We start from the raw sequence: 19,799 nt of genomic DNA, 5'->3' as shown, positions 1-19,799 counted from the left end.
GGGGATCAGCGCAGGTTCTCGCGCGCGAAACTCAACGCCTGCCCGAGCATCGCCGCCCGTTCCGGCCGCGTCCGGGCATTCTGGGTGTTGATCTCGACGACGACCTGGCCGGAGAATCCGCTGTCGACCAGGTGCCGGCACACCTCCACGCACGGTTGGGTGCCGTGACCGGGGATCAGGTGTTCGTCGACGGACGCGCCGCGGCCGTCCGCGAGATGCAGATGCGACAGCCCCGGCCCCATGCGCCGCGCCAACTCCATCGCGTCCATTCCCGCGGTCGCGGTGTGCGACAGGTCGAGGGTGTAGTGCCGGTAGCCCGAATCGGTGGGATCGTAGGACGGGCTGAACGCCGACAGCGCCGCACCCGGACCGCCCCGCCGGCGCAACCGCTGCGCCGACTTCTCCTTGCCGCCGAAGAAACTGTCGGCCCGCATCGGGAACATGTTCTCCACCGCGACGACGACGCCGGTCTTCTCCTCGAGGGCCGCGACCTGGTCGGCGAACCCGTCGGCGTAGCGACGCTGCCAGCGGAACGGCGGATGCACCACGATGTTCGACGCCCCCAGCGCCTCGGCCGCCTCCGCGGACCGGTCCAGCTTCGCGACCGGGTCCGGCCCCCACACCCGCTGCGAGATCAGCAGGCACGGCACGTGGACGGCCTGCACCGGCACCGCATACTTGCGGACCAGTCGCTGCACCGCCGGAATGTCCTGGCTGACGGACTCCGCCCACACCATCAGTTCGACGCCGTCGTAGCCGACCTCGGCCGCGTACCGGAACGCCGACTCGGTGTTCTCCGGGTAGACGGACGCGGTGGACAGCCCCACCAGGATCTTGCGGTCCGGCATGCGCGTCCCTCTTCCCTCCGCCGGTGCCCAGTCAGCTCGTGCTGAGCAGGAACGCCAGCGGACCGAGGGTGACGAAGACACCCGCGACGAGTGCGATCACCAGGCTCGTGATGTCGTCGGTGCGGCGCAGGATCCGCACCATCGCGACCAGTCCGACGATCACCAGTACCGCGAGCACCAGCGCCACCATCGGCAGCATGTCCCACAGCTTCTCGAAACCCTTGAACATCAGTGCACCGGCGACGACGGCGACGACACCCTGGCCGAGCAGCAACGCCCACTGCCTGGCACCGCCCGATTCCGGTTCCGGCACGACGAGGTCGTCGTCCGATTCCGTGGCGGCACCCGATGTCTCGGTGGCGCCGGCGATGTCGGCGGCGTCAGCAGTGTCGGCGGTGTCACGGCCCTGACGCAGCAGCTCACCGGCGACCGTCTGCCCGGACAGCAGCTGCGGTTCCGGCGCTTCACTGTGCGCGAGGACCTGCACCTGCGGGATGACGGTCGTCGCGGCCGCGTCCTGATCCGGGGCCGGGCTCGGAACCTTGCTCGGTGCCGGGAACGCCGCGGTCACGGTCGGCACGACGACGGTCTGTGTGACGACGGCCGGTGTGACGACGGTCGGCGAGTCCGCCACGACGACTGCCGCCGGCTTCTCCGGCGCGGCCGGCGCCTCCGGTGCGACGGGCGCCTCCGGTACGACGAGTGTCTCCGGCTCGGCCGGCTTCTCGGGCGTCTCGTCCACAACGGGCGCGACGTCCACGACATCCACTGCGTCCACGACCGGCATCGCGTCGGCGGCCGCCTCGTCGTCGACGACGACGGCACGATGCTTGCGGACGATCGGGAACTCGCCGGTCAGTTCGGCGACGGAGATGCCGCCCTTGACGCCTCGGCGTCGTCGACCGCCGCTGCTGCTGCCGCCGCCACCGCCGACGCTCTGCCCGTTGCGGGCCAACAGTTCCGCAACCGAGATCGCCTGGCTGTCACCTTCGGGCTCCGTCATCGAGCGCTCACCACCAGTTCTCCACCCATGTCCGTATCGAGCTTGCGAAGAATCAGACCCTCACGCAGCGCCCACGGGCAAATCTCGAGCGTGTCGATGCCCAGGGCGCGCATGCTTGCCTCCGCAACGAGAGCCCCGGCCACGATCTGCTGGGAGCGGTCGGAACTCACGCCCTCCAATTCTGCACGGTCCGATGCCGTCATCCGCGAAATGAAGGCGATCAGCTGTCGCAGACCGCTCGCGGTGAGGGTGCGCTTGACGCGCAGACCGGCCCCGGAGGGGGCGGCGCCGGTGAGTCGGGCGAGGGAGCGGAAAGTCTTGGAGGTGCCGACCTGCAGGTCGGCGGGGCCGGCGGCGCGGAGTTCCTTGGCGGGGCCGGCGAGTTCGGCGTCGAGCCAGTCCCGCAGGACGGCGACGCGACGCTTGCCCGGCGGGTCGCCGTGCAACCAGTCCCGGGTGAGGCGTCCGGCACCGAGCTGCAGCGAGAACGCGACCTCGGGGTCCTCGTCGCCGCCGTAGGTCAGCTCCAGCGAGCCGCCGCCGATGTCGAGGTTGAGGATGTGGCCGGCGCTCCAGCCGTACCAGCGTCGGACCGCGAGGAACGTCAGCCGGGCCTCGTCGACACCGGACAGCACCTCGAGGTTCACACCGGTCTCGGCACGCACCCGGGACAGGACGGCCTCGGAGTTGTTGGCGTCGCGGACCGCGGACGTCGCGAACGCCATCAGCTCACCACAGCCCGACGACTGTGCGATCCCGGAGAAGTCCCGCACCGTCTCGACCAGCCTGTCTGCGCCCACGGCGGTGATGTCGCCCCGGTCGTCGGTGTTCTCGGCCAGCCGCAACGCGGACTTGGTGGAACTCATCGGGGTGGGGTGCCCACCACGATGTGCGTCCACCACGAGCAGGTGGACGGTGTTGCTTCCGACGTCGAGTACCCCAAGGCGCACACGGCTACGGTACTGGGTCTACCGTCGGGCACTGTGACAGCAGGCAGCACCGGCGGCTCCCACAAGGTTGTACCCGCCCCGGAAGTCGAGCTGGATTTCCCGCGCGAGTGGGTCCAGTTCGTCGATCCCGACAATCCCGAACACACCATCAAAGCCGACATGACGTGGCTTCTCTCGCGCTGGACCTGCGTGTTCGGCACGCCCGCATGCCAGGGCACCGTCGTCGACCGGCCTGACGACGGCTGCTGCTCGCACGGCGCGTTCCTGTCCGACGACGAGGATCGCGAGAAGCTCGACGCGTCCGTGAAGATGCTCACACCCGACGACTGGCAGTTCATGGAGAAGGGTCTCGGCAAGAAGGGCTACGTCGAGGAGGACGATCTCGAGGACGAGCCGGCACTGCGCACCCGTCGCTACAAGGGGGCGTGCATCTTCCTCAACCGTCCCGGGTTCGCGGGCGGTATCGGCTGCGCGCTGCACGGGATGGCGCTGCGCAAGGGCATCGAGCCGCTCGAGGTGAAGCCGGACGTGTGCTGGCAGCTGCCGATCCGGCGCACCCAGGAGTGGGTGGACCGGCCGGACGGTGAGCAGATCCTCGAGACGACGATCACCGAGTACGACCGTCGCGGCTGGGGTGAGGGCGGCGAGGACCTCGAGTGGTACTGCTCCGGTTCCCCGGACGCCCACGTCGGCAGCAAGCCGGTGTGGCAGTCGTATGCACCGGAACTCACCGAACTGCTCGGCAAACCCGCGTACGACGCGTTGGCGTCGCTGTGCCGGCGCCGGCAGGGACTGGGTCTGATCGCGGTGCATCCCGCGACGACGATCGCGCAGGAGAAGGCCGCGCAGGACGCGCAGGCCTGACGCCCCGGGGGTGGCCGAATGTCACACCGGTTCAGTCCAACTGAACGCGTGTGACATTCGGCCACCCCGGGGGTCGGTCACTCCTCGAGCTTGTAGCCGAGGCCGCGGACGGTCACCAGGTGCTGCGGCTTGCCCGGGTCGGCTTCGATCTTGGCGCGCAGCCGCTTGACGTGGACGTCGAGGGTCTTGGTGTCGCCGACGTAGTCGGCACCCCACACCCGGTCGATGAGCTGCCCGCGGGTGAGGACGCGTCCGGAGTTGCGCAGCAGGTATTCGAGCAGATCGAATTCCTTGAGCGGCAACGACACCGGATCCCCGGAGACGTGCACGAGGTGACGTTCGACGTCCATGCGGACCGGGCCGGCCTCGAGGACGCCGTCCCCACCGACGGTGTCGGACTCGGCGTCGGTGCCGCGGCGCAGCACTGCACGGATGCGGGCGATCAACTCCCGCGCCGAGTACGGCTTGGTGACGTAGTCGTCGGCGCCGAGTTCGAGTCCGACGACCTTGTCGATCTCACTGTCGCGGGCGGTGACCATGATGACCGGGACCGACGAGCGGATCCGCAGCTGCTTGCACACGTCGGTGCCGCTCATACCGGGCAGCATGACGTCGAGCAGGACGATGTCGGCGCCGGAACGTTCGAATTCGGCCAGGGCGGACGGCCCGTCACCGCAGACGGTGGTGTCGAAACCCTCCTTGCGGAGCAGGAATGCGAGCGGCTCGGCCAGCGATTCCTCGTCCTCCACGATCAGCACACTCGTCAACGGTTGCCCTCCAGGCTCTCGGTCGCACCGTGTCACGATGCGGCCCTCTTGTCGATCATTGCGGGTCGGTGGGGTTCGGGCACCGGGGTGCCGTCGCCGATGGTCGACGCGGCAGCGGCTGTGACAGCTGCGGCGTCGAAGTGGCCGGGGATCTGCAGGGTGAACGTCGATCCGGTGCCGGGCCGGCTCCACAGGTCGATGGACCCGTTGTGGTTGGCGGCGACGTGCTTGACGATCGCGAGTCCGAGACCGGTGCCGCCGGTGGCGCGGGAGCGGGCCTTGTCGACGCGGAAGAAGCGTTCGAAGACGCGTTCCTGGTCTTCCTTGGCGATGCCGATGCCGCGGTCGGTGACGGCGATCGCGATGTCGTCACCGCGCACCGTCCGGCTCACGGATACGGGAGTCCCCTTGGGGGAGTAGGCGATTGCATTGGAGACGAGGTTCGTCAGCGCGGTCACCAGCAGCGTCCGGTCCCCCATCACGGCGAAGCCGCTGGGGGCGTCGGTGTGGACGGTGATCTCGGCGGCCTCGGCGGCGACGGCCGACCGGCGCAGCGCCTCGGTGACGACATCGTCGACGTCGACGACCTCGAGGTCGGGGAGTTTCTCGGCGCCCTGCAGCCGGGACAGCGCGATCAGTTCGGTGACCATGTTGCCGAGCCGCGCGGATTCGCTGAGCACCTTCTGCCCGAAGTAGCGGACCGAGTCGGGGTCGTCGGCGGATTCGAGGAGCGCCTCGGCGAGCAGACCCATCGCGCCGACGGGCGTCTTGAGTTCGTGGCTGACGTTGGCGACGAAGTCGCGCCGGGTGGCCTCCATCCGAACCTGTTCGGAGTCGTCGTCGGCGAACACCACGACGAACCGTCGATCCTCCTCCGTCAGCAGTCGGACGGTGGCGCGGACCGCCATCCGGTCGCGCCCGCGGTGCACGGTGCGGGTCGTCAGATCCACCTCGGCCGACTCCCCGGTCTCGAACACGGTGGTGGCCGCGATCCACGCCCGATCGTCGAGCATCCGATTGCGGACCAGACCCAGTTCGTCGGCGCGCGGGTTGGACAGGACGACGTCGTTGAACGTGTCGACGACCGCGATCCCGCTCTCGGAGGTGCGGACGATCAGATCGAGTGCCTGCGACAGCGTCAGCCCCGCCTGCGACTGCTGGCGCCGCGCGTGCCGGGACGCGACGCGCGGGACGACCACCCCACCGACGATGCAACCGGCGACAGCGGCTACGACGACGAGCAGTACGGCCTGAACAACAGTCACACCAGAATCGTACGTTCGGTCGACATGCACCCGAACCCGGGTGCTGAGGTTACCCTGCCCGTCACAACGCCGAGAGCTGGCGTTTTCCGTTCGTTCACCGCGTGTTTGCCGGACGGCACCGGTCTCCCCCGTCTCCCTCGCGTTTTGCGCACTCGTCGCGCCCGGAACGCCGAAACCCCCGCGTTTCGCGCACCTGTCGCGGGCCCGGAACGGGAAACACCGCAACACGTGCGCACAACGCGGGGGTCGGAAAAGCTGCGACGGACTACTTGGCGCCCTGGTTCGCGACCGCGGCGGCACCGGCAGCGGCGGCCTCCGGGTCGAGGTACGTGCCACCCGGGTTCAGCGGCTTCAGGTTCTCGTCCAGGTCGTAGCGCAGCGGGATGCCCGTCGGAATGTTCAGGCCCGCGATGTCGTCGTCGGAGATGCCGTCGAGATGCTTGACGAGCGCGCGCAGCGAATTGCCGTGCGCGGTGACCAGCACCGTCTTGCCGGCCTTCAGATCGGCGGCGATGGTCTCGTCCCAGTACGGGATCAGACGCTTCACGACGTCGAGCAGGCACTCGGTCAGCGGCACCTCCGGCAGGTCCGCGTACCGCGCGTCCTGATCCTGGCTGTACTCGCTGCCGGCCTCGATCGCCGGCGGCGGGGTGTCGTAGCTGCGACGCCACAGCATGAACTGGTCCTCGCCGAACTCGGCCTTCGTCTGCGCCTTGTTCTTGCCCTGCAGCGCACCGTAATGGCGCTCGTTCAGACGCCAGTCCCGCACGACCGGGATCCAGTGCCGGTCGCACGCGTCGAGCGCCAGGTTCGCGGTGCTGATCGCGCGACGCAGCAGCGACGTGTACAGCACGTCCGGGAGCAGGTCGTGCTCGGCGAGCAGTTCACCGGCCCGCTTGCCCTCGGCCATGCCCTTGTCGGTCAGATGCACGTCCACCCAGCCGGTGAACAGGTTCAGCGCGTTCCATTCGCTCTCGCCGTGGCGGAGCAGCACAAGTGTTCCGGTACTCATGGCGTCAATCCTGGCATGACGTCCCCCGCGACGGCTGAAGGGACCCTTCGTGCGCCAGGAGCGAACGAAGGGTCCCTTCAGCCGAGGAGACGGGGGCTCAGCCCAGCCCGACCGTCAGGCGTGGATGGCTCAGAGGTACTGGCCGCACACGGGCCAGGCGCCGCGGCCCTGGCCGGCGAGGACGTTCTCGGCGACGCGGATCTGTTCGGCGCGGGAGCTCTGGTGGGCCATGCCGGAGCCGCCGAAGGCCTGCCAGGTGCTGGCGGTGAACTGGAGGCCGCCGTAGAAGCCGTTGCCGGTGTTGGCGGACCAGTTGCCGCTGGATTCGCACTGTGCGACGGCGTCCCAGTTGCCGGAGGCGGCGTTGGCGGTGCCGGTGCTCATGGCGAGGGGTGCGGCGACGAGGGCGGCGGTGGCGGCGATGGTGCCGAGGGTGCGCTTGGCGGTGAACTTGGCCATGTCGGGGTGGATCCTCTCCGTGGTGTCGGCGAGACGGCCGTCGGACGACGTGATGGTCGGTCCGGGCTCGTGGTGGGTCTCGCCTCTGCCCCTCTGTGGTCTTGCCTGGCCCGATCCCGCGGGGCAGATCAGTGAATGCGGGTCGGGGACTTGCGTAGTGCGTTCCGAGTCGGTGTGTCTCGGTCTGGTTACAACCGTAGGAGCGGATCACGGGAACGTCACGGATCGATTTTGTGGGACGCTCGTCCGCAAAAACGGCAATGAGCTGGCAAAATGCGCAGCTCACAGCCCATGAACAGGGAAATAGCCAGCGCATCGTTGCATAGTCGTAATGTGATCCAGATCACATCAAATGGATGGCCTGGGCCACGAAATCTCGCGCCGGTAACGACGCGAACCGGTCAGGACTCGGCCGGAGGCTCCCACGCAGACGCCTCGGACGACCCCTCCACGAGGTGCTTGAACGGCTGCAGATTCGCCAGGGACTCGCCCCGGGAGACCCGCCATTCCCATTCCCGCTTGATCGACGTGGCGAAGCCGAGTTCGAGCAGCACGTTGAAGTCACCGTCGGCGGCCTCGAGTACCTGACCGAGGACACGGTCGAGTTCGTCGCCGGTCACCGCATGCGTCGACAGGCGTCCGACCAGGTAGATGTCGCCGATCTTGTCGATCGTGTAGTGGACGCCGTAGAGCCGGCGGTTGCGGCGCAGCAGGTACTTGTAGACGCCCTCGAAATTCTCGTCGGGCTTGCGGCACACGAACGCCTCGACCCGCACCCCGTGGTTGCCGACGGTGAGCAGCGTCGCCGTCTTCAGCTTGTGCTCGCCGGGAAGTTCGACGACGAACCGGTCGTCGCCGGTGCGGCTGTAGTCGAGTTCGCGTTCGCGCAACGCCGTATCGATGACGTCCCGCAGATCCACCGACGTCCGGTCCTGCTCGTTCATGCCCGCGCTCCGCTCGTCCGTCGCAGTTTCCACAGCCCCCGCGACCGGCGCGGAGTGAAATCACCGTTCTCGCCGGCCGGCCGCCGGTAGCCTGCGGTCGCGGCCCGATAGCTGCCGAGCAGGGCGTCTGCGGTGTGGGCCCACGAGAAGTTCTCGGCGTGCCGGGGCGCGCGGGTGGCCAGTTCGTCGAGTCGTGCGGGTGCCGTCACGAGCGATTGCAGCGCGGACGCCCAGTCGTCGATCCGGTGCCCCTGCACGAGCAGACCGGTCCGCCCGTCCTGCACAGCGGTGCCGAGACCACCGACGTCGGCCGCGATCACCGGAGTGCCGCAGGCCTGCGCCTCGATCGCCACCAGCCCGAAGGATTCCGAGTAACTCGGTACCGCAACGAGATTCGACGCCCGATAGATGTCGACCAAACGGTCGGGAGGTTGTGGGGGCAGGAACGTCACCCGGGCGTCGATCCCCAGCGCGGCGGCGAGGTCGATGAGCGAATCGGGCTTGTCGAGGCCGGTGCCGGACGGCCCGCCGACGACGAGGATCCGCAGCGGCAGACCGGGTTCGCGGGCGATCACCTCGGCGGCGGCACGCAGCAGCACGTCGGGCGCCTTGAGGGGCTGGATGCGTCCGACGAACGTCACGATCGTCTCGGCGGGGTCGAGGCCGAACGACGCCCGCGCCGCGAGTCGGTCCCCCGGCCGGTAGCGCGTCAGGTCGGCGCCGGGCGCGACGATGTCGATCCGGTCGGGGGACGCCCCGTAGATCGAGGTGAGCTGGGCGGCCTCGTCGGCGGTGTTGGCGGTGAGCCGATCCGCCTCGGCGACCACCTGCTGTTCCCCGATCTGCCGGGCCACCGGTTCGGGGGTGTCCCCGTCGGCGAGGGCTGCGTTCTTCACCGCGGCGAGGGTGTGCGCGGTGTGCACGAGCGGCACCCCCCACCGGTCCCGCGCGAGCCACCCCACCTGGCCGGACAGCCAGTAGTGCGAGTGCACCAGGTCGTAGTAGCCGGGCTCGCGCCGGGCCTCCTCACGCAGCACCCCGGCCGCGAACGCGCACAACTGGGTGGGCAGCGCGTTCTTGTCGAGCCCCTCGTACGGACCGGCTGCGACGTTGCGCACCTTCACGCCCGGCGCGGCGTCCTGAACCACCGGGTCCGCCGACGACGTCGCGCGGGTGAAGATGTCGACCTCGACGCCGCGACGGGCCAGTTCGATCGACGTCTGCAGCACGTACACGTTCATTCCGCCCGCATCACCGGTGCCCGGCTGGGCCAGCGGCGACGTGTGGACGGAGAGAACCGCGACCCGTCGGGGACTCGCGCTGTGCGTGGGTGTCACGGGTCCATACTGCCCTGTCGCCACGGCGCCGTTGCACGCACGGGCGCATGTCACCGGACGGCGTGCGCCTCGGCGGTACGTGTGGGAACGGTCGCCACGAATTCCCGGACCTCGCGCACGAAACGCTGCGGATCCTCCACGAACGGCCCGTGACCGCAGCCCTCCCAGTACGACGCGCGCGCGTCGGGCACGAGGGTCGCGGCGTGCTCACCTGCGGTGACGTCGACGACGGTGTCGGCGGTGCCGTGCAGGACGAACACCGGCACGTCGAGGGTGCGCAGCAGTCCGTCGTGGCCGGTGGCCCGCGCGAACAGTGCGGCCCGCACCCGCGGCGGGGTGGACAGGCCCGCCCCGAGCAGCTCCTGCGCCCACGCTCCCGCACGGTCGTCGACCGGTCCGGTCAGGGCCGGCCCGAAACTGTCGAGGGCGGCGAGCGCGACCGCCGGATCCTCGGACATGGCGGCGGGGATCGCGGCCTTCATCGCGGGACCGACCCGGCCGCCGGCCTCGCCGCGTCCGATGCTGGTGATGGCGCCGACGAGCACGACGCCGTCGACGGCCGCCGTGCCGTGCACGGACAGGTAGTCGCAGATCACCAGTCCGCCGTACGACCAGCCGAGCAGGATCGCCCCGGCTCCGATCGGCTCGGCGGCCAGGACGGCGTCGACGTCGGCGGCCCACGACGCGGGATCGTCGTAGCCGGATGCGGGGGCGTCCGAGTAGCCGTGCCCGCGCAGGTCGACGGCGATCACCCGGTGGTCGGCGGCCAGTGCGGTGAGCACGTCGTCGCCCCAGCACCGCGACGACTGCGCCCAGCCGTGGATCAGGACGAGGGGGCGGGCGGACGGGTCACCGAACGTTCGGTAGACGAGGGTGGTGCCGTCGGCGCCGACGGTGTCGCGAATGGCCATGCGAGTCACCCTAGGAACTACGCGGGGGCGCCGCCACCGCGCGTCCGGCGGGCCAGGTGCGTACCGCCCGCGACGGTGAACGCGATCGCACCGGCGACCGCCGCGACCGTGAAGCCGGAGTGGGCGCCGAAGGCGTCGATCAGTTGACCGGCGACGGCCGAGCCGACGGCCACACCGACACCGAGTCCGGTCACCGTCCACGTGATGCCCTCGGTGAGTGCGGTGTGCGGGACGACCGATTCGACGAGGGTGGTCGCCACGATCATGGTGGGTGCCACCGCGATTCCGGCGACGGCGAGGGCGGCGACGAGGGTGGGGACGGAGTGCACCAGCAGCAGCGGCAGCAGCAGGACCGCGACCGCACCGGTCGCGACGACGAGTTGCCGTCGCAGCGCGGACACCGGTCGCAGCGCACCGAACACGACACCCGCGAACGCCGACGCCCCGGCGAACAGGGCCAGCCCGACGGTCGCGGCCGACCTGCTGTCGTGTTCGCTCGCGAACGCGACGGTCGTGACGTCGACGGTCCCGAAGACGGTGCCCATCGCGAGCATCACCGCGAACAGTCCCCACATCGCCGGGATGCGGATCACCGACCCACCGTGGTGTGCGGAGCGGTCGGCGACGGGTGGTTCGGTGTCGCGTTGCGCGACGAGCGCGAGCGTGCCGGCCACGAGCAGGATCAGGGCGACCAGCGGCCCGGCCTCCGGGAACACTGCCACCGACAGCCCCACCGAGATCACCGGTCCCGCAACGAAACACACCTCGTCGAGGACTGATTCGAACGCGAAAGCGGTCCGCAACTGCGGTTGCCCGCGGTACAGCTCGGTCCAGCGGGCACGGACCATCGCGCCGATCGTCGGCATGCACCCGGCCGGCACCACCAGGAGGAACAGCACGGCGTCCGGGGCCTGCAGCCGCACGCACAGCAGCAGCGCGGCGAGCGCGCCCGCGCTGATCGCGGCCGCCGCGGGCAGGACCCGCCGCTGCCCGTAGCGGTCGACGGCGCGGGACACCAGCGGGGAGACGACGGCGTTCGCGAGCGCGAACACCGCGGCCAGTGCCCCCGCGAGACCGTACGAGCCGCGCAGCTGCGACAGCATCGTCACGATGCCGATGCCGACCATCGCGATCGGTAGCCGGGCGACGAACCCGGCGGCGGAGAACGCGGCGGCGCCGCGGGCGGAGAAGATCTCCCGGTAGGTGCCGATCATCGCCGGTGCAGGCTCCCCGTCCGGACCGACCGGACCGCGTCCGGCACCCGGTGCAGTGAGTCGACGACGGTCACCCCGTCGTCGGTCGGCTGTGTGTGGGCTCCGACGAAGACGGCGTTCATGCCGGCGGAGCGGGGGCCGACGACGTCGGGCCGCCAACTGTCCCCGACGAACACGGCGTCCTCCGGTTCGACACCCACGGATTCGGTTGCGAATCGGAAGATTTCGGGATTCGGCTTACGCCATCCGACGTCCACCGAGGCGATCACGGCGTCGAACCGGTCGGCGATCCCGAACCGGGCGAGCAGTCCGGGGACGAGATCGGTGTCGTGGGTGTTCGAGACGACGCAGAGCCGGTGGTCCGCGGACAGGTTCTGCAGGCACGAGTCGAGTCCGGCGGCCGGGGCCACCGACCGCGACCACGTCGTGAGGTACGCGCCGATCAGTTCGGATGCGGGTGGGCAGGCACCGTCCGGAACCCCGAGCCGGTCCCGGAAGCGTTCGACGGCATCGACCATCGCCCATTCCCGTCCGGTCTCGTCGGCGTGCGCGTCGAGTTCCGCCCAGATCGTCGACCACAGGGTGTCCGCCTCCGCGCCGGCGAGGTCGGCTCCGGCGGCAGTCGCGTACGCGAGTGGAGCATTGTGCTCGGTCCCGACCGGGCTGGGGTCGTAGTCGACGAGCGTCCCGAAGAAATCGAAGAAGACGTGCGTGGCGATGGTGCTCTCCGATCGTGCGGTGCGCGTCCTGGGGTCTCGCGGAGAGTACCCGGTGCCGACCTGCGCACCCCGGAAGTGCTGCGCACACGGCACGATGATCGAATCATGCTGTCGGCCGGATCACATCCGGGTAGGCCCGGTTCGAGGAGGAAATGTGCGCACGTTCCGATCTGTACTCGCGGCGGCCGTGGCCGCGGCGGCGGTCCTGGCGGTCGGTGCGCCGTCCGCGTCGGCGGCAGCGGACCCGGTGGGCGTCGACGACGTGTTCGGCCCGTTCGTGCGCAGCGCCCTGCAGGACGGCCGGATCGCTCCGCCCGAGCAGTGGACGCCGCGGCATCCCGTCACCGATCCCTGGTATGCGGCGCCGGACGTCTCGGATCTGGCACCGGGCACGCTGATCCGGTCGCGTCCCGCCACCGTCCAGGTGTACGGCGTGCAGCCGGGTCACCTTCGCGCACACCAATTGATGTACGTCACCACCGATTTCGACGGATCGACGGTGACGAGCACCGGCATCCTGCTGATTCCCGACGATGGCACCGCCCCGGCGGACCGCAAGCTCATCGGATATTCGGAGGCCAACGACAGTCTCGGCCCCGGCTGCATGCCGAGCACGCAGTGGACGGGTGGCGACCAACTCGATCCGGGGCTGCTCACCGCGCTCGGCCCGGTCGCGCAGATGTTCGGCCACGGGTGGGCGGTGATGATGAGCGACACCGCCAACGACGGCGACGCCGCCCCCAACGGGTTCTCCATCGGCCGGTTCTCCGGTGCCGCGACACTCGACGGGCTGCGGGCGGCGATCGCGCTGCCCGACGCCGGACTCGCGCCCGACGTCCCGATCGGCCTGTACGGGGTCGCGGGCGGCGGGGTCGCGGCCGGGTTCGCCGCCGAGAAGCACGCCACGTACGCCCCCGAGTTGAACATCGTCGGCGCCGCGTTGCAGGCGATGCTCACCGACAGTGCCTCGTTCGAACGCAAGGCCGACGGCGGGATCGGTGCGGGCTTCGTGTTCGCGAACTCGCTCGGTTTCGCGGCCCGCTACCCGGAGATCGACCTGGACGCCGAACTCACCCCGCTCGGCCGGCAGGTCGCGGACGTCTTCGACGCCACCTGCCAGCAGACGTACGCACTGCTGCCGTTCGTGCCGCTGGACGCGCTGTACACCCACGGCCGTCCCGCCGACAACCCGGTTTTCGCCCGCGCGTACGCCGAGAACCGGATGGGGCAGCAGGCCCCGGAGGCGCCTGTGCTGGTGTCGTCGTGCCGTGACGACTTCCTGGTCCCCTACTCGGATGTCGAGGATCTCGTCGCGGCGTACCGGGCGGGTGGCACCGATGTCACGGTCGAGCCGAGCCACTGCGGGATGAGTGACGTACTGACCGACCCGGTCCGGGTGGGCACCGAACTGCTCGGCATGCAGAACGTCTCCTGGCTCGCCGACCGGTTCGACGCCGGATAACGGTGCCGCACAGTCACATCAGCGCAGTCACACCCGTACGGTGGCCTTCCTCATCGCGGCCTGCGGGTCGGCGTACAGCGCGCTGAGTGCGACTGCCGCGGCCGCATGTTCCTGCACCAGATTCCCGAACCCGGTGACCTTCACGTCGGCGCCCCCGATCCGTGACGCCCGCGAGAGCGCCTGTGCCACGTGCGGGGCCGCTTCCGGATAGCCGGTGAACGCCTGTCCGCCGAGGGTGACCCGGTCGGGGTTGAACAGATCGCGCAGCATCGCGACGGCCCGCCCCAGCGCCTGTGCCCGGTCGACCAGGATCTGTTGCGCCGCCGTCGATCCCGACCGTGCTGCCGTGTGCAGCACGGCGATCGGCGGCAGGGCATCCCCGGCCGGTAGCACCCCGGCCCGCTGCGCAGCCCGCAGCACACCCCGGTCACCGACGACCGCTTCGAGGCAGCCGGTGGCACCGCAATCGCATCGTACGTCCGCACCGGTCGGCAGGTGCGCGACAGATCCCGGTCCTGCCGTCGGCGCGTGCACCCGGCCGTCGATGGTCACTGCGAGCCCGACGGTTTCGCGGGCGTAGACGTACAGTGCGCTGCCCCGAGCGGCCGCGGCACCGGACCGGTGCGGAGTGAACAGCAGCTCCGACGCCGCCATTGCCTCGACGTGCGCGGCCACCGACACCGGCACCCCGAATCCGGCGCCGACGATGTCGCCGACCCGGGCCCCCGTCCAGCCGAGCCGGTCGTGGTCGGCCACTCCGGTGTCGGCGTCCACCCGGCCGCCGAGCGCGACGCCCACCCACAGCAGTCGACGCCGCTGCCAGCGGGCCGCGAAGCGTCGGGCACTGGCGGTGACCGCGGTGAGCGCAGTGCTCGATTCGCCGCGCGGGGTGGGAATCTCGGCGGCACCGAGGATCCGGCCGCGCAGGTCGGCGGCCATGATGCCCGTCACCTGGGCACCGATGTGGATGCCGACGGCGAGATACGGCTCGTGGTCGACCTCGAACGGGATCCGGGGCCTGCCGATCGCGCCGGACACCGCGAGGTCGGGGCGTTCCCGGAGCAGTCCGGCCGCCAGCATCGCCGTCACGTGCCGGTTGACGGTGGCGACACTGGCCCCGGAGGCGCGGGTGGCCTCGTCCCGGTAGAGCGGCCCGCGGACGGCGGCGGCCCGGAACACGGCGGCCGACGGTCCGTCGGCCAGGCCGAGGGTGGGCGGCACGATACGCGATCGGGTGGGCCGGACGACGGTGCGGACGGCGGGCCGGGCCGGCCGGGTGGCGACGGAACGGTGGGTGTGGGAGGCGGTCGTGAGCATGGAGTGTCCTTGTCCCGTCCCCTCGGGGACGGCTGTCGACGCGGGCGGGAACGCGCTGCCGACAGGCGATCGGAACCGACGAGTCGTCGGACGATCAGCGTGGAACGGGGACCGGGCAGCGCGGAATCAGCGGCGGAAGTGGCTGCAGGGACGACAGAGTTCCCGCGGGTGCGGCAGCCGGGAACCCAACGCGGCGGTCACGTACGTGACCCGCGGCGGAAGGGCGGCGGCTGGCGACATGCCGATCAAGCTAGCATCCCGGCACTACGATCGGGGCATGAGCCTGTCACCGGACACCCGTGTCGCCGTCGTCACCGGAGCCAGCTCCGGCATCGGCGAAGCCACCGCCCGCACCCTCGCCCAGCAGGGTTTCCACGTCGTTCTCGGTGCCCGCCGCCTCGACCGGCTCGAGGCGATCGCCGCGGAGATCGGCGGCACCGCACTCGAACTCGATGTCACCGACGACGATTCGGTGGACGCGTTCTGTGCGGTCCTCCCCCGTGTCGACGTCCTGGTCAACAATGCCGGCGGCGCGAAGGGCCTCGCCCCCGTCCTCGAAGCCGATCTGGACGACTGGCGGTGGATGTGGGAGACGAACGTCCTGGGCACCCTGCGGGTGACGAAGGCGCTGTTGCCCAAGCTGATCGCCTCCGGTGACGGCCTGGTCGTCACCGTGACGTCGGTGGCCGCGTTCACCGCGTACGACAACGGCTCGGGGTACACGTCGGCCAAGCATGCCCAGGCGGTGCTGCACCGCACGCTGCGCGGTGAACTGCTCGGCACGCCGGTCCGGTTCACCGAGGTCGCGCCGGGCGCGGTGGAAACCGAGTTCTCGCTGGTCCGGTTCGACGGTGACACCGATCGTGCCGCGAAGGTGTACGAGGGCATCACGCCGCTCGTCGCGCAGGACATCGCCGAGATCATCGGGTTCGTCGCGTCCCGTCCCGCGCACGTGAATCTCGACCAGATCATCGTCAAGCCGCGGGATCAGGCCGACACCGGCCGCTTCCACCGCACCACGACGTAGCCGGCGGTCAGTCGACGCACGGGATGCCACCGGAGACGTCCGCGGCGATCGGCGCGCCCTGCGCCCCGGTCGTCGGGACCGGCGCATCACCGGAGGTGTCTGCCGGGGCGCTGCCGCCGAGCAGTCCGGGTACCGCATCGCCGAGGTCGCGTCCGACGACGATGCGGACGTGGTCGGCGGCGACGGACGAATCCGGCCGGGCCGGCGCCCCGAGCGCACCGGCCAGTGCGGCCGCGGTGGCCTGGCCGCCGGGGCCGTAGTCGACGGTCGTCACACCCGTTCCCGCGGCGGTCGCGACGGATCCGGCCGGGAAGCCGCGGGCCGTCAGCGCCGCGAGTGTCGACGCCGCCAACCCGTCGATGCCGGTGCCGTTGTGCACGTCGACGGTGATCCGCGGATCCGGTGCCGCCGGCGCTGCCGGGACGGCCGACGGCGACGACTCGGGCGGCCCGGCGAACAGACGACCGACCTCACGACGGAGCCGATCCGGGTCGACGACGTTGACGTCCTGGCCGTCGACCTTGTCGAATCCCTCGATCGGCAGCGTGTAGAAGTCGACACCACCGGACGTGAGATTGCGGTTGCGCATCGAGAACGCGACCGGGTCCAGTCGGGCGTCGATGACGATGTCGTTGCGGACGGCGGCGGCGAGACCGCGCAGTTTGCCGACGTTGCCGAACACACCGGTGGACTTCAGGTTCGCGATCACGGCGCTGAGGAACGCCTGCTGACGGTGGGTCCGGTCGAGGTCGCCGTTGTCGAGACCGTGCCGCTGCCGGACGAACGACAACGCCTGCGACGCGTCGAGGAACTGGCGGCCCGCCGGGAAGTGCGCCCCCGAGTAGGGGTCGTCGACGGCCGCGTTGAGGCACACCTCGAGCGGTCCGAGTGCCTGCGCGATGTCGTAGAAGCCGACGAGGTTGACCTCGGCGAAGTGGTCGATCGGCACCTGCAGCAGGTTCTGGACGGTCTTCAGGGTGGACCGGCGTCCGGCGTCGCGGGCCTCCCGTTCCCGCTCGGCGGGGTCGGTGACGCCCTGCGCGAGCAGTTCGGTGTCGGCGTCGGCCTTCGCGAGTCCGTACGCCTCCTTGATCTTGCGTTTGCCGTAGCCGGGGACCGCGACGTAGTCGTCGCGTGGGATCGCGACGGCGGTGGCGCGGCTGCCGTCGCCGGGGACGTGCAGCAGGATCAGGGTGTTGGTGTTGTAGCCGCCGACGTCACTGTCACCGGCGTGCAGTGCTTCGGTGACGAACTGGGCGGGAAGATCGTTGCCGTCCATACCCTTTCGGCTGTCGAGACCGATCAGCAGAATGTTCGTGTCCCCGTGCGTCGACGTGTCGTCACCGACCGCGTCGATCGCGTCGGATCGGGTGAGTCCGGATCCGAGTTCCCGCTGCGCACCCCACGCCAGACCGGTCGAGACGAGCACGAGTACCGACGCGACCGCGCCGGCCGCCCGCGCGGACACGAGCGGCCGGCGACGACGATGACGGTGTCCGGCGATCCCGGACCCACGGCGCGGCTTCACCGCGCCAACCTAGCCCATGCCGGTGACGTGCGGGTATCCGCACGCGGCATCGGTCTAGAACCGGCCGCCGCCGAGCGAGGCCGCGACGACGGCCGGCGGCAGATAGGACGCTCGCAGATTCGCCCGCTCCTGCGGGGTGAGGTCGTAGCGCGCCCAGAGCTTGCGCAGGGTAGAGACGATCGACATCATGGCCTCCTCCTTGTACGGGAAATGAACCAGGGCAGAGGTTTTCACCCGGTTTCAGATATGTGCCATCCGGGTATGCGTCAGTACATACGGGATGAAGAAGATCTGCGATTGCGTCGGAACGACGAAATCAGATCGGAGAGAGCGGTACTCGACTCGGATCGAGGATCGGACGGTTTCCGAGAGTCGACGGGCGGCAGTCGCGGCTGTTCATCGGCTTCCCTCACCTCCTCGCGTCGTGATACCGGAATCGTGACACTCGTGCGGCGCCGGTAGGCCCCACACCGTGTTGCGGCCATTGTACCAGGGAAAACGGTTCCGGGTCGGCGCATCGCTCTCAGTTCATGTTCAACGAGCCTGTGCCGACCGGGTTTTCGCCCGCGTCCGACGACGGCTCGAGCCCGCCCTCGACTGCGTCCCCGATCCGGGTGCTCGTCGGTGCGATCAGGGCGTCGACGAGACCGTCACCGACCAGCCGCCCGGTGAGCGTGTCGATCTCCCCGGCCGCTGCCCGCGCGCCGGGCAGCCCGCCGAGCCCCTGCGAGACCATCGACGACACCGCGCTCCCGTACGCGTCCCGGCCGAGCGCACCCCAGTCCATGCCGGCGCGATTACCCTCCGCGATCTGCCCGAGCTGGAGGAGCCCGGAGACCGTGGTGTCGACGAGCACGTCGGTGAGCACGTCCCGGCCCAGTTTCGCGAGGAGTTCCCGCAGGATCATCCGCACCGTGACCTGCGTCGCGAGTTCCGCGGCCGCGGCCCCGGCCGTGGAGATCCCGGCGGTCAGCGGCGCGGCCGCCAGGAGCGCCGCAATCTCCGCGGCGAGCGTCACCAACGCCGCGATGATCGACAGTTTCGCGTGCTCGACGTCGGCGGCGGTCGCGTCGCACGCGTCGGCGAGCTGCCGGCACACGGCCGCCAGGTCCTCGATGGACGCGTCGACCTGCTGCCACTTACCGGCGACCGCGTCGTTCACGATCCCGGACACCGCGGCCAGCGCCGGTGCGATCGCCCGGGTGCCGTCGGCGCCCACCCGGTCGAGCGCGACCGCCGCGAGGTCCCACGCGTCGGCGACACGTCGCAGCGACGTCTCGTCCCCGTCCGGCCAGTCCTGGCCCACCGCAACGGAAGCGACGGTGCGTAGGGCTCCGGGAATCTCGATCCCCATCAGTGTCCTCCCCCGAGAGTGCCGGCGAATCCGTCGTCGGTGGCCGCGAATGCGGCACCGGTGTCGCGGAGTCCCGCTGCGACGGCCGCGAACGTGGCGGCCAGCTGCCGGATCGCGGCCGTGGCGACGTCCCGGCCCGGCGTGTACTGCGCCGCGAACGTCGTGCCGGGATCGTCGGCGCCCCAGCTCGCCCCCTCGGCGTCGAGAGCAGCGGCGAGGGCAGCGGACGCCTCCGACACCCGTTCGGACAGGATGTCGAATCCTGCTGCGGCACCGACGAGTTGATCCGGATCGGCGCGCATACCGTCAACCACGGTGCGCCTCCCGCAGGATCGGCGCCCGCCAGTCGTGCAGATCGTCCACGATGTCGGCCGGAGTGAATTCCGTGGCGACGGTGGGGACGAGGTTCCGCAGACTCGGCGCCCCGGAGACGATGTCGGACAGGTCCGGCATGCTCGCGGCCGCCGCGGTGACCGGGGCCAGCAGTTCGGCGACCTGCGCCCGCACGTCGGCGGTGGCGGCGACCGCGGCGGCCGTGACCGACGCCGCGAGCCGCTCGGTGGTGGTGCGTCCGAACGCGGCCGGCGCAATCGACACCGACCGGACCGCGCCGGCCGCGTCGACGGTGACCCGGACCAGCCCGTCGGGCGATTCGGCGGTCGCGGTCAGGCCCGCGACCGTCCCCTGCGCCGCCGCGAGCGCCTCGGTCTGTGTCTGCAGTGCGCCGAGCATGTCGTCGACCTGCGCACGCAGGTCCGCGTTGCGGCCCCGGTGCCGGTCCCGTGATTCGTCGCGAATACCACTGTCGGTCATTGCCG

Annotated in this window: 21 protein-coding genes; 3 read left to right on the top strand and 18 right to left on the bottom strand. The window is 70.5% G+C overall.

Translation table 11 applies throughout. From position 1 onward, the window contains the following. Positions 1-5: 5 nt before the first annotated feature. From E0497_RS13020 to E0497_RS13010, 3 genes are read right to left on the bottom strand one after another with little or no spacing between them, the layout of a single operon-like run. Complete coding sequence (locus E0497_RS13020) at positions 6-848, bottom strand: sugar phosphate isomerase/epimerase family protein (RefSeq protein ID WP_137725227.1); 843 nt, start codon at positions 846-848, stop codon at positions 6-8. A 31-nt stretch (positions 849-879) separates the two neighbouring features. Further along, positions 880-1,851, bottom strand: a complete 972-nt coding sequence (locus tag E0497_RS13015; RefSeq protein WP_137725226.1) for a hypothetical protein — start codon at positions 1,849-1,851, stop codon at positions 880-882. Beyond that, positions 1,848-2,801 carry a Ppx/GppA family phosphatase gene (locus E0497_RS13010; RefSeq protein ID WP_137725225.1) on the bottom strand — a complete coding sequence of 318 codons (954 nt, stop codon included), beginning with the start codon at positions 2,799-2,801 and terminating at the stop codon, positions 1,848-1,850. The genes E0497_RS13015 and E0497_RS13010 overlap by 4 nt, the downstream gene beginning before the upstream one ends. A gap of 33 nt (positions 2,802-2,834) precedes the next feature. Here E0497_RS13010 and E0497_RS13005 point away from each other — a divergent pair, with 33 nt between their 5' ends. Continuing rightward, entirely contained in the window at positions 2,835-3,665 is an 831-nt protein-coding gene (locus tag E0497_RS13005; protein WP_137725224.1) for a DUF3109 family protein, read from the top strand. A 77-nt stretch (positions 3,666-3,742) separates the two neighbouring features. Here the strand turns inward: E0497_RS13005 and E0497_RS13000 are convergent, their stop codons facing one another. From E0497_RS13000 to E0497_RS12960, 9 genes are all read right to left on the bottom strand, one after another. Beyond that, the gene (locus E0497_RS13000; RefSeq protein ID WP_137725223.1) at positions 3,743-4,432 is read right to left on the bottom strand and encodes a response regulator transcription factor; all 690 of its coding nucleotides are present in this window, start codon (positions 4,430-4,432) and stop codon (positions 3,743-3,745) included. Positions 4,433-4,464: 32 nt separating this feature from the next. Beyond that, positions 4,465-5,697 (bottom strand): sensor histidine kinase, encoded by a 1,233-nt coding sequence (locus tag E0497_RS12995; RefSeq protein WP_137725222.1) that lies wholly within the window; start codon positions 5,695-5,697, stop codon positions 4,465-4,467. Positions 5,698-5,962: 265 nt separating this feature from the next. Continuing rightward, complete coding sequence (locus E0497_RS12990) at positions 5,963-6,718, bottom strand: phosphoglyceromutase (RefSeq protein ID WP_170312970.1); 756 nt, start codon at positions 6,716-6,718, stop codon at positions 5,963-5,965. A 120-nt stretch (positions 6,719-6,838) separates the two neighbouring features. Further along, positions 6,839-7,168, bottom strand: coding sequence for a transglycosylase family protein (locus E0497_RS12985; protein ID WP_137725220.1), 330 nt, complete (start codon positions 7,166-7,168; stop codon positions 6,839-6,841). Positions 7,169-7,569: 401 nt separating this feature from the next. Further along, the gene (locus E0497_RS12980) at positions 7,570-8,112 is read right to left on the bottom strand and encodes a type III secretion system chaperone family protein (RefSeq protein ID WP_137725219.1); all 543 of its coding nucleotides are present in this window, start codon (positions 8,110-8,112) and stop codon (positions 7,570-7,572) included. Further along, positions 8,109-9,473, bottom strand: a complete 1,365-nt coding sequence (mshA, locus tag E0497_RS12975) for a D-inositol-3-phosphate glycosyltransferase (RefSeq protein ID WP_421958343.1) — start codon at positions 9,471-9,473, stop codon at positions 8,109-8,111. The genes E0497_RS12980 and mshA overlap by 4 nt, the downstream gene beginning before the upstream one ends. A 26-nt stretch (positions 9,474-9,499) precedes the next feature. Beyond that, complete coding sequence (locus tag E0497_RS12970; protein WP_137725217.1) at positions 9,500-10,360, bottom strand: alpha/beta fold hydrolase; 861 nt, start codon at positions 10,358-10,360, stop codon at positions 9,500-9,502. A gap of 17 nt (positions 10,361-10,377) precedes the next feature. After that, positions 10,378-11,574 (bottom strand): MFS transporter, encoded by a 1,197-nt coding sequence (locus tag E0497_RS12965; protein WP_137725216.1) that lies wholly within the window; start codon positions 11,572-11,574, stop codon positions 10,378-10,380. After that, the gene (locus tag E0497_RS12960; protein ID WP_161987418.1) at positions 11,571-12,386 is read right to left on the bottom strand and encodes an HAD family hydrolase; all 816 of its coding nucleotides are present in this window, start codon (positions 12,384-12,386) and stop codon (positions 11,571-11,573) included. Before E0497_RS12960 ends, E0497_RS12965 begins: the two co-directional genes overlap by 4 nt. Before the next feature lie 61 nt (positions 12,387-12,447). On the opposite strand from E0497_RS12960, the gene E0497_RS12955 reads away from it, so the two are divergent. Next, a complete protein-coding gene (locus E0497_RS12955) occupies positions 12,448-13,755 on the top strand; it encodes a lipase family protein (protein ID WP_170312968.1) in 1,308 nt (435 codons plus the stop codon). A 27-nt stretch (positions 13,756-13,782) separates the two neighbouring features. On the opposite strand, the gene E0497_RS12950 is transcribed toward E0497_RS12955, so the two are convergent. Continuing rightward, positions 13,783-15,072, bottom strand: coding sequence for an ROK family protein (locus E0497_RS12950; RefSeq protein WP_137725213.1), 1,290 nt, complete (start codon positions 15,070-15,072; stop codon positions 13,783-13,785). Positions 15,073-15,349: 277 nt separating this feature from the next. On the opposite strand from E0497_RS12950, the gene E0497_RS12945 reads away from it, so the two are divergent. Beyond that, on the top strand, positions 15,350-16,099 hold the full coding sequence (locus E0497_RS12945) for an SDR family NAD(P)-dependent oxidoreductase (protein ID WP_137725212.1): 750 nt from the start codon (positions 15,350-15,352) through the stop codon (positions 16,097-16,099). A 7-nt stretch (positions 16,100-16,106) separates the two neighbouring features. Here the strand turns inward: E0497_RS12945 and E0497_RS12940 are convergent, their stop codons facing one another. The 5 genes from E0497_RS12940 to E0497_RS12925 all read right to left on the bottom strand — a co-directional run bounded on the left by E0497_RS12940 (position 16,107) and on the right by E0497_RS12925 (position 19,794). After that, positions 16,107-17,627: an LCP family protein gene (locus E0497_RS12940; protein ID WP_137725211.1), complete on the bottom strand. Its 1,521-nt coding sequence runs from the start codon at positions 17,625-17,627 to the stop codon at positions 16,107-16,109. A 54-nt stretch (positions 17,628-17,681) separates the two neighbouring features. Further along, complete coding sequence (locus tag E0497_RS21000) at positions 17,682-17,813, bottom strand: hypothetical protein (RefSeq protein WP_277751686.1); 132 nt, start codon at positions 17,811-17,813, stop codon at positions 17,682-17,684. Positions 17,814-18,150: 337 nt separating this feature from the next. Beyond that, positions 18,151-18,981 carry a WXG100-like domain-containing protein gene (locus E0497_RS12935; protein WP_137725210.1) on the bottom strand — a complete coding sequence of 277 codons (831 nt, stop codon included), beginning with the start codon at positions 18,979-18,981 and terminating at the stop codon, positions 18,151-18,153. After that, positions 18,981-19,295, bottom strand: a complete 315-nt coding sequence (locus E0497_RS12930; RefSeq protein ID WP_137725209.1) for a WXG100 family type VII secretion target — start codon at positions 19,293-19,295, stop codon at positions 18,981-18,983. Before E0497_RS12930 ends, E0497_RS12935 begins: the two co-directional genes overlap by 1 nt. Continuing rightward, a complete protein-coding gene (locus tag E0497_RS12925) occupies positions 19,288-19,794 on the bottom strand; it encodes a YbaB/EbfC family nucleoid-associated protein (protein WP_137725208.1) in 507 nt (168 codons plus the stop codon). The genes E0497_RS12930 and E0497_RS12925 overlap by 8 nt, the downstream gene beginning before the upstream one ends. Positions 19,795-19,799 lie beyond the last annotated feature (5 nt).

Origin of the sequence: Prescottella subtropica (assembly GCF_005434945.1) — a bacterium.
GTDB classification, from domain to species: domain Bacteria; phylum Actinomycetota; class Actinomycetes; order Mycobacteriales; family Mycobacteriaceae; genus Prescottella; species Prescottella subtropica.
Note: the sequence above shows the minus strand (reverse complement) of the source record. Positions and strands in the feature narration are given on the sequence as shown.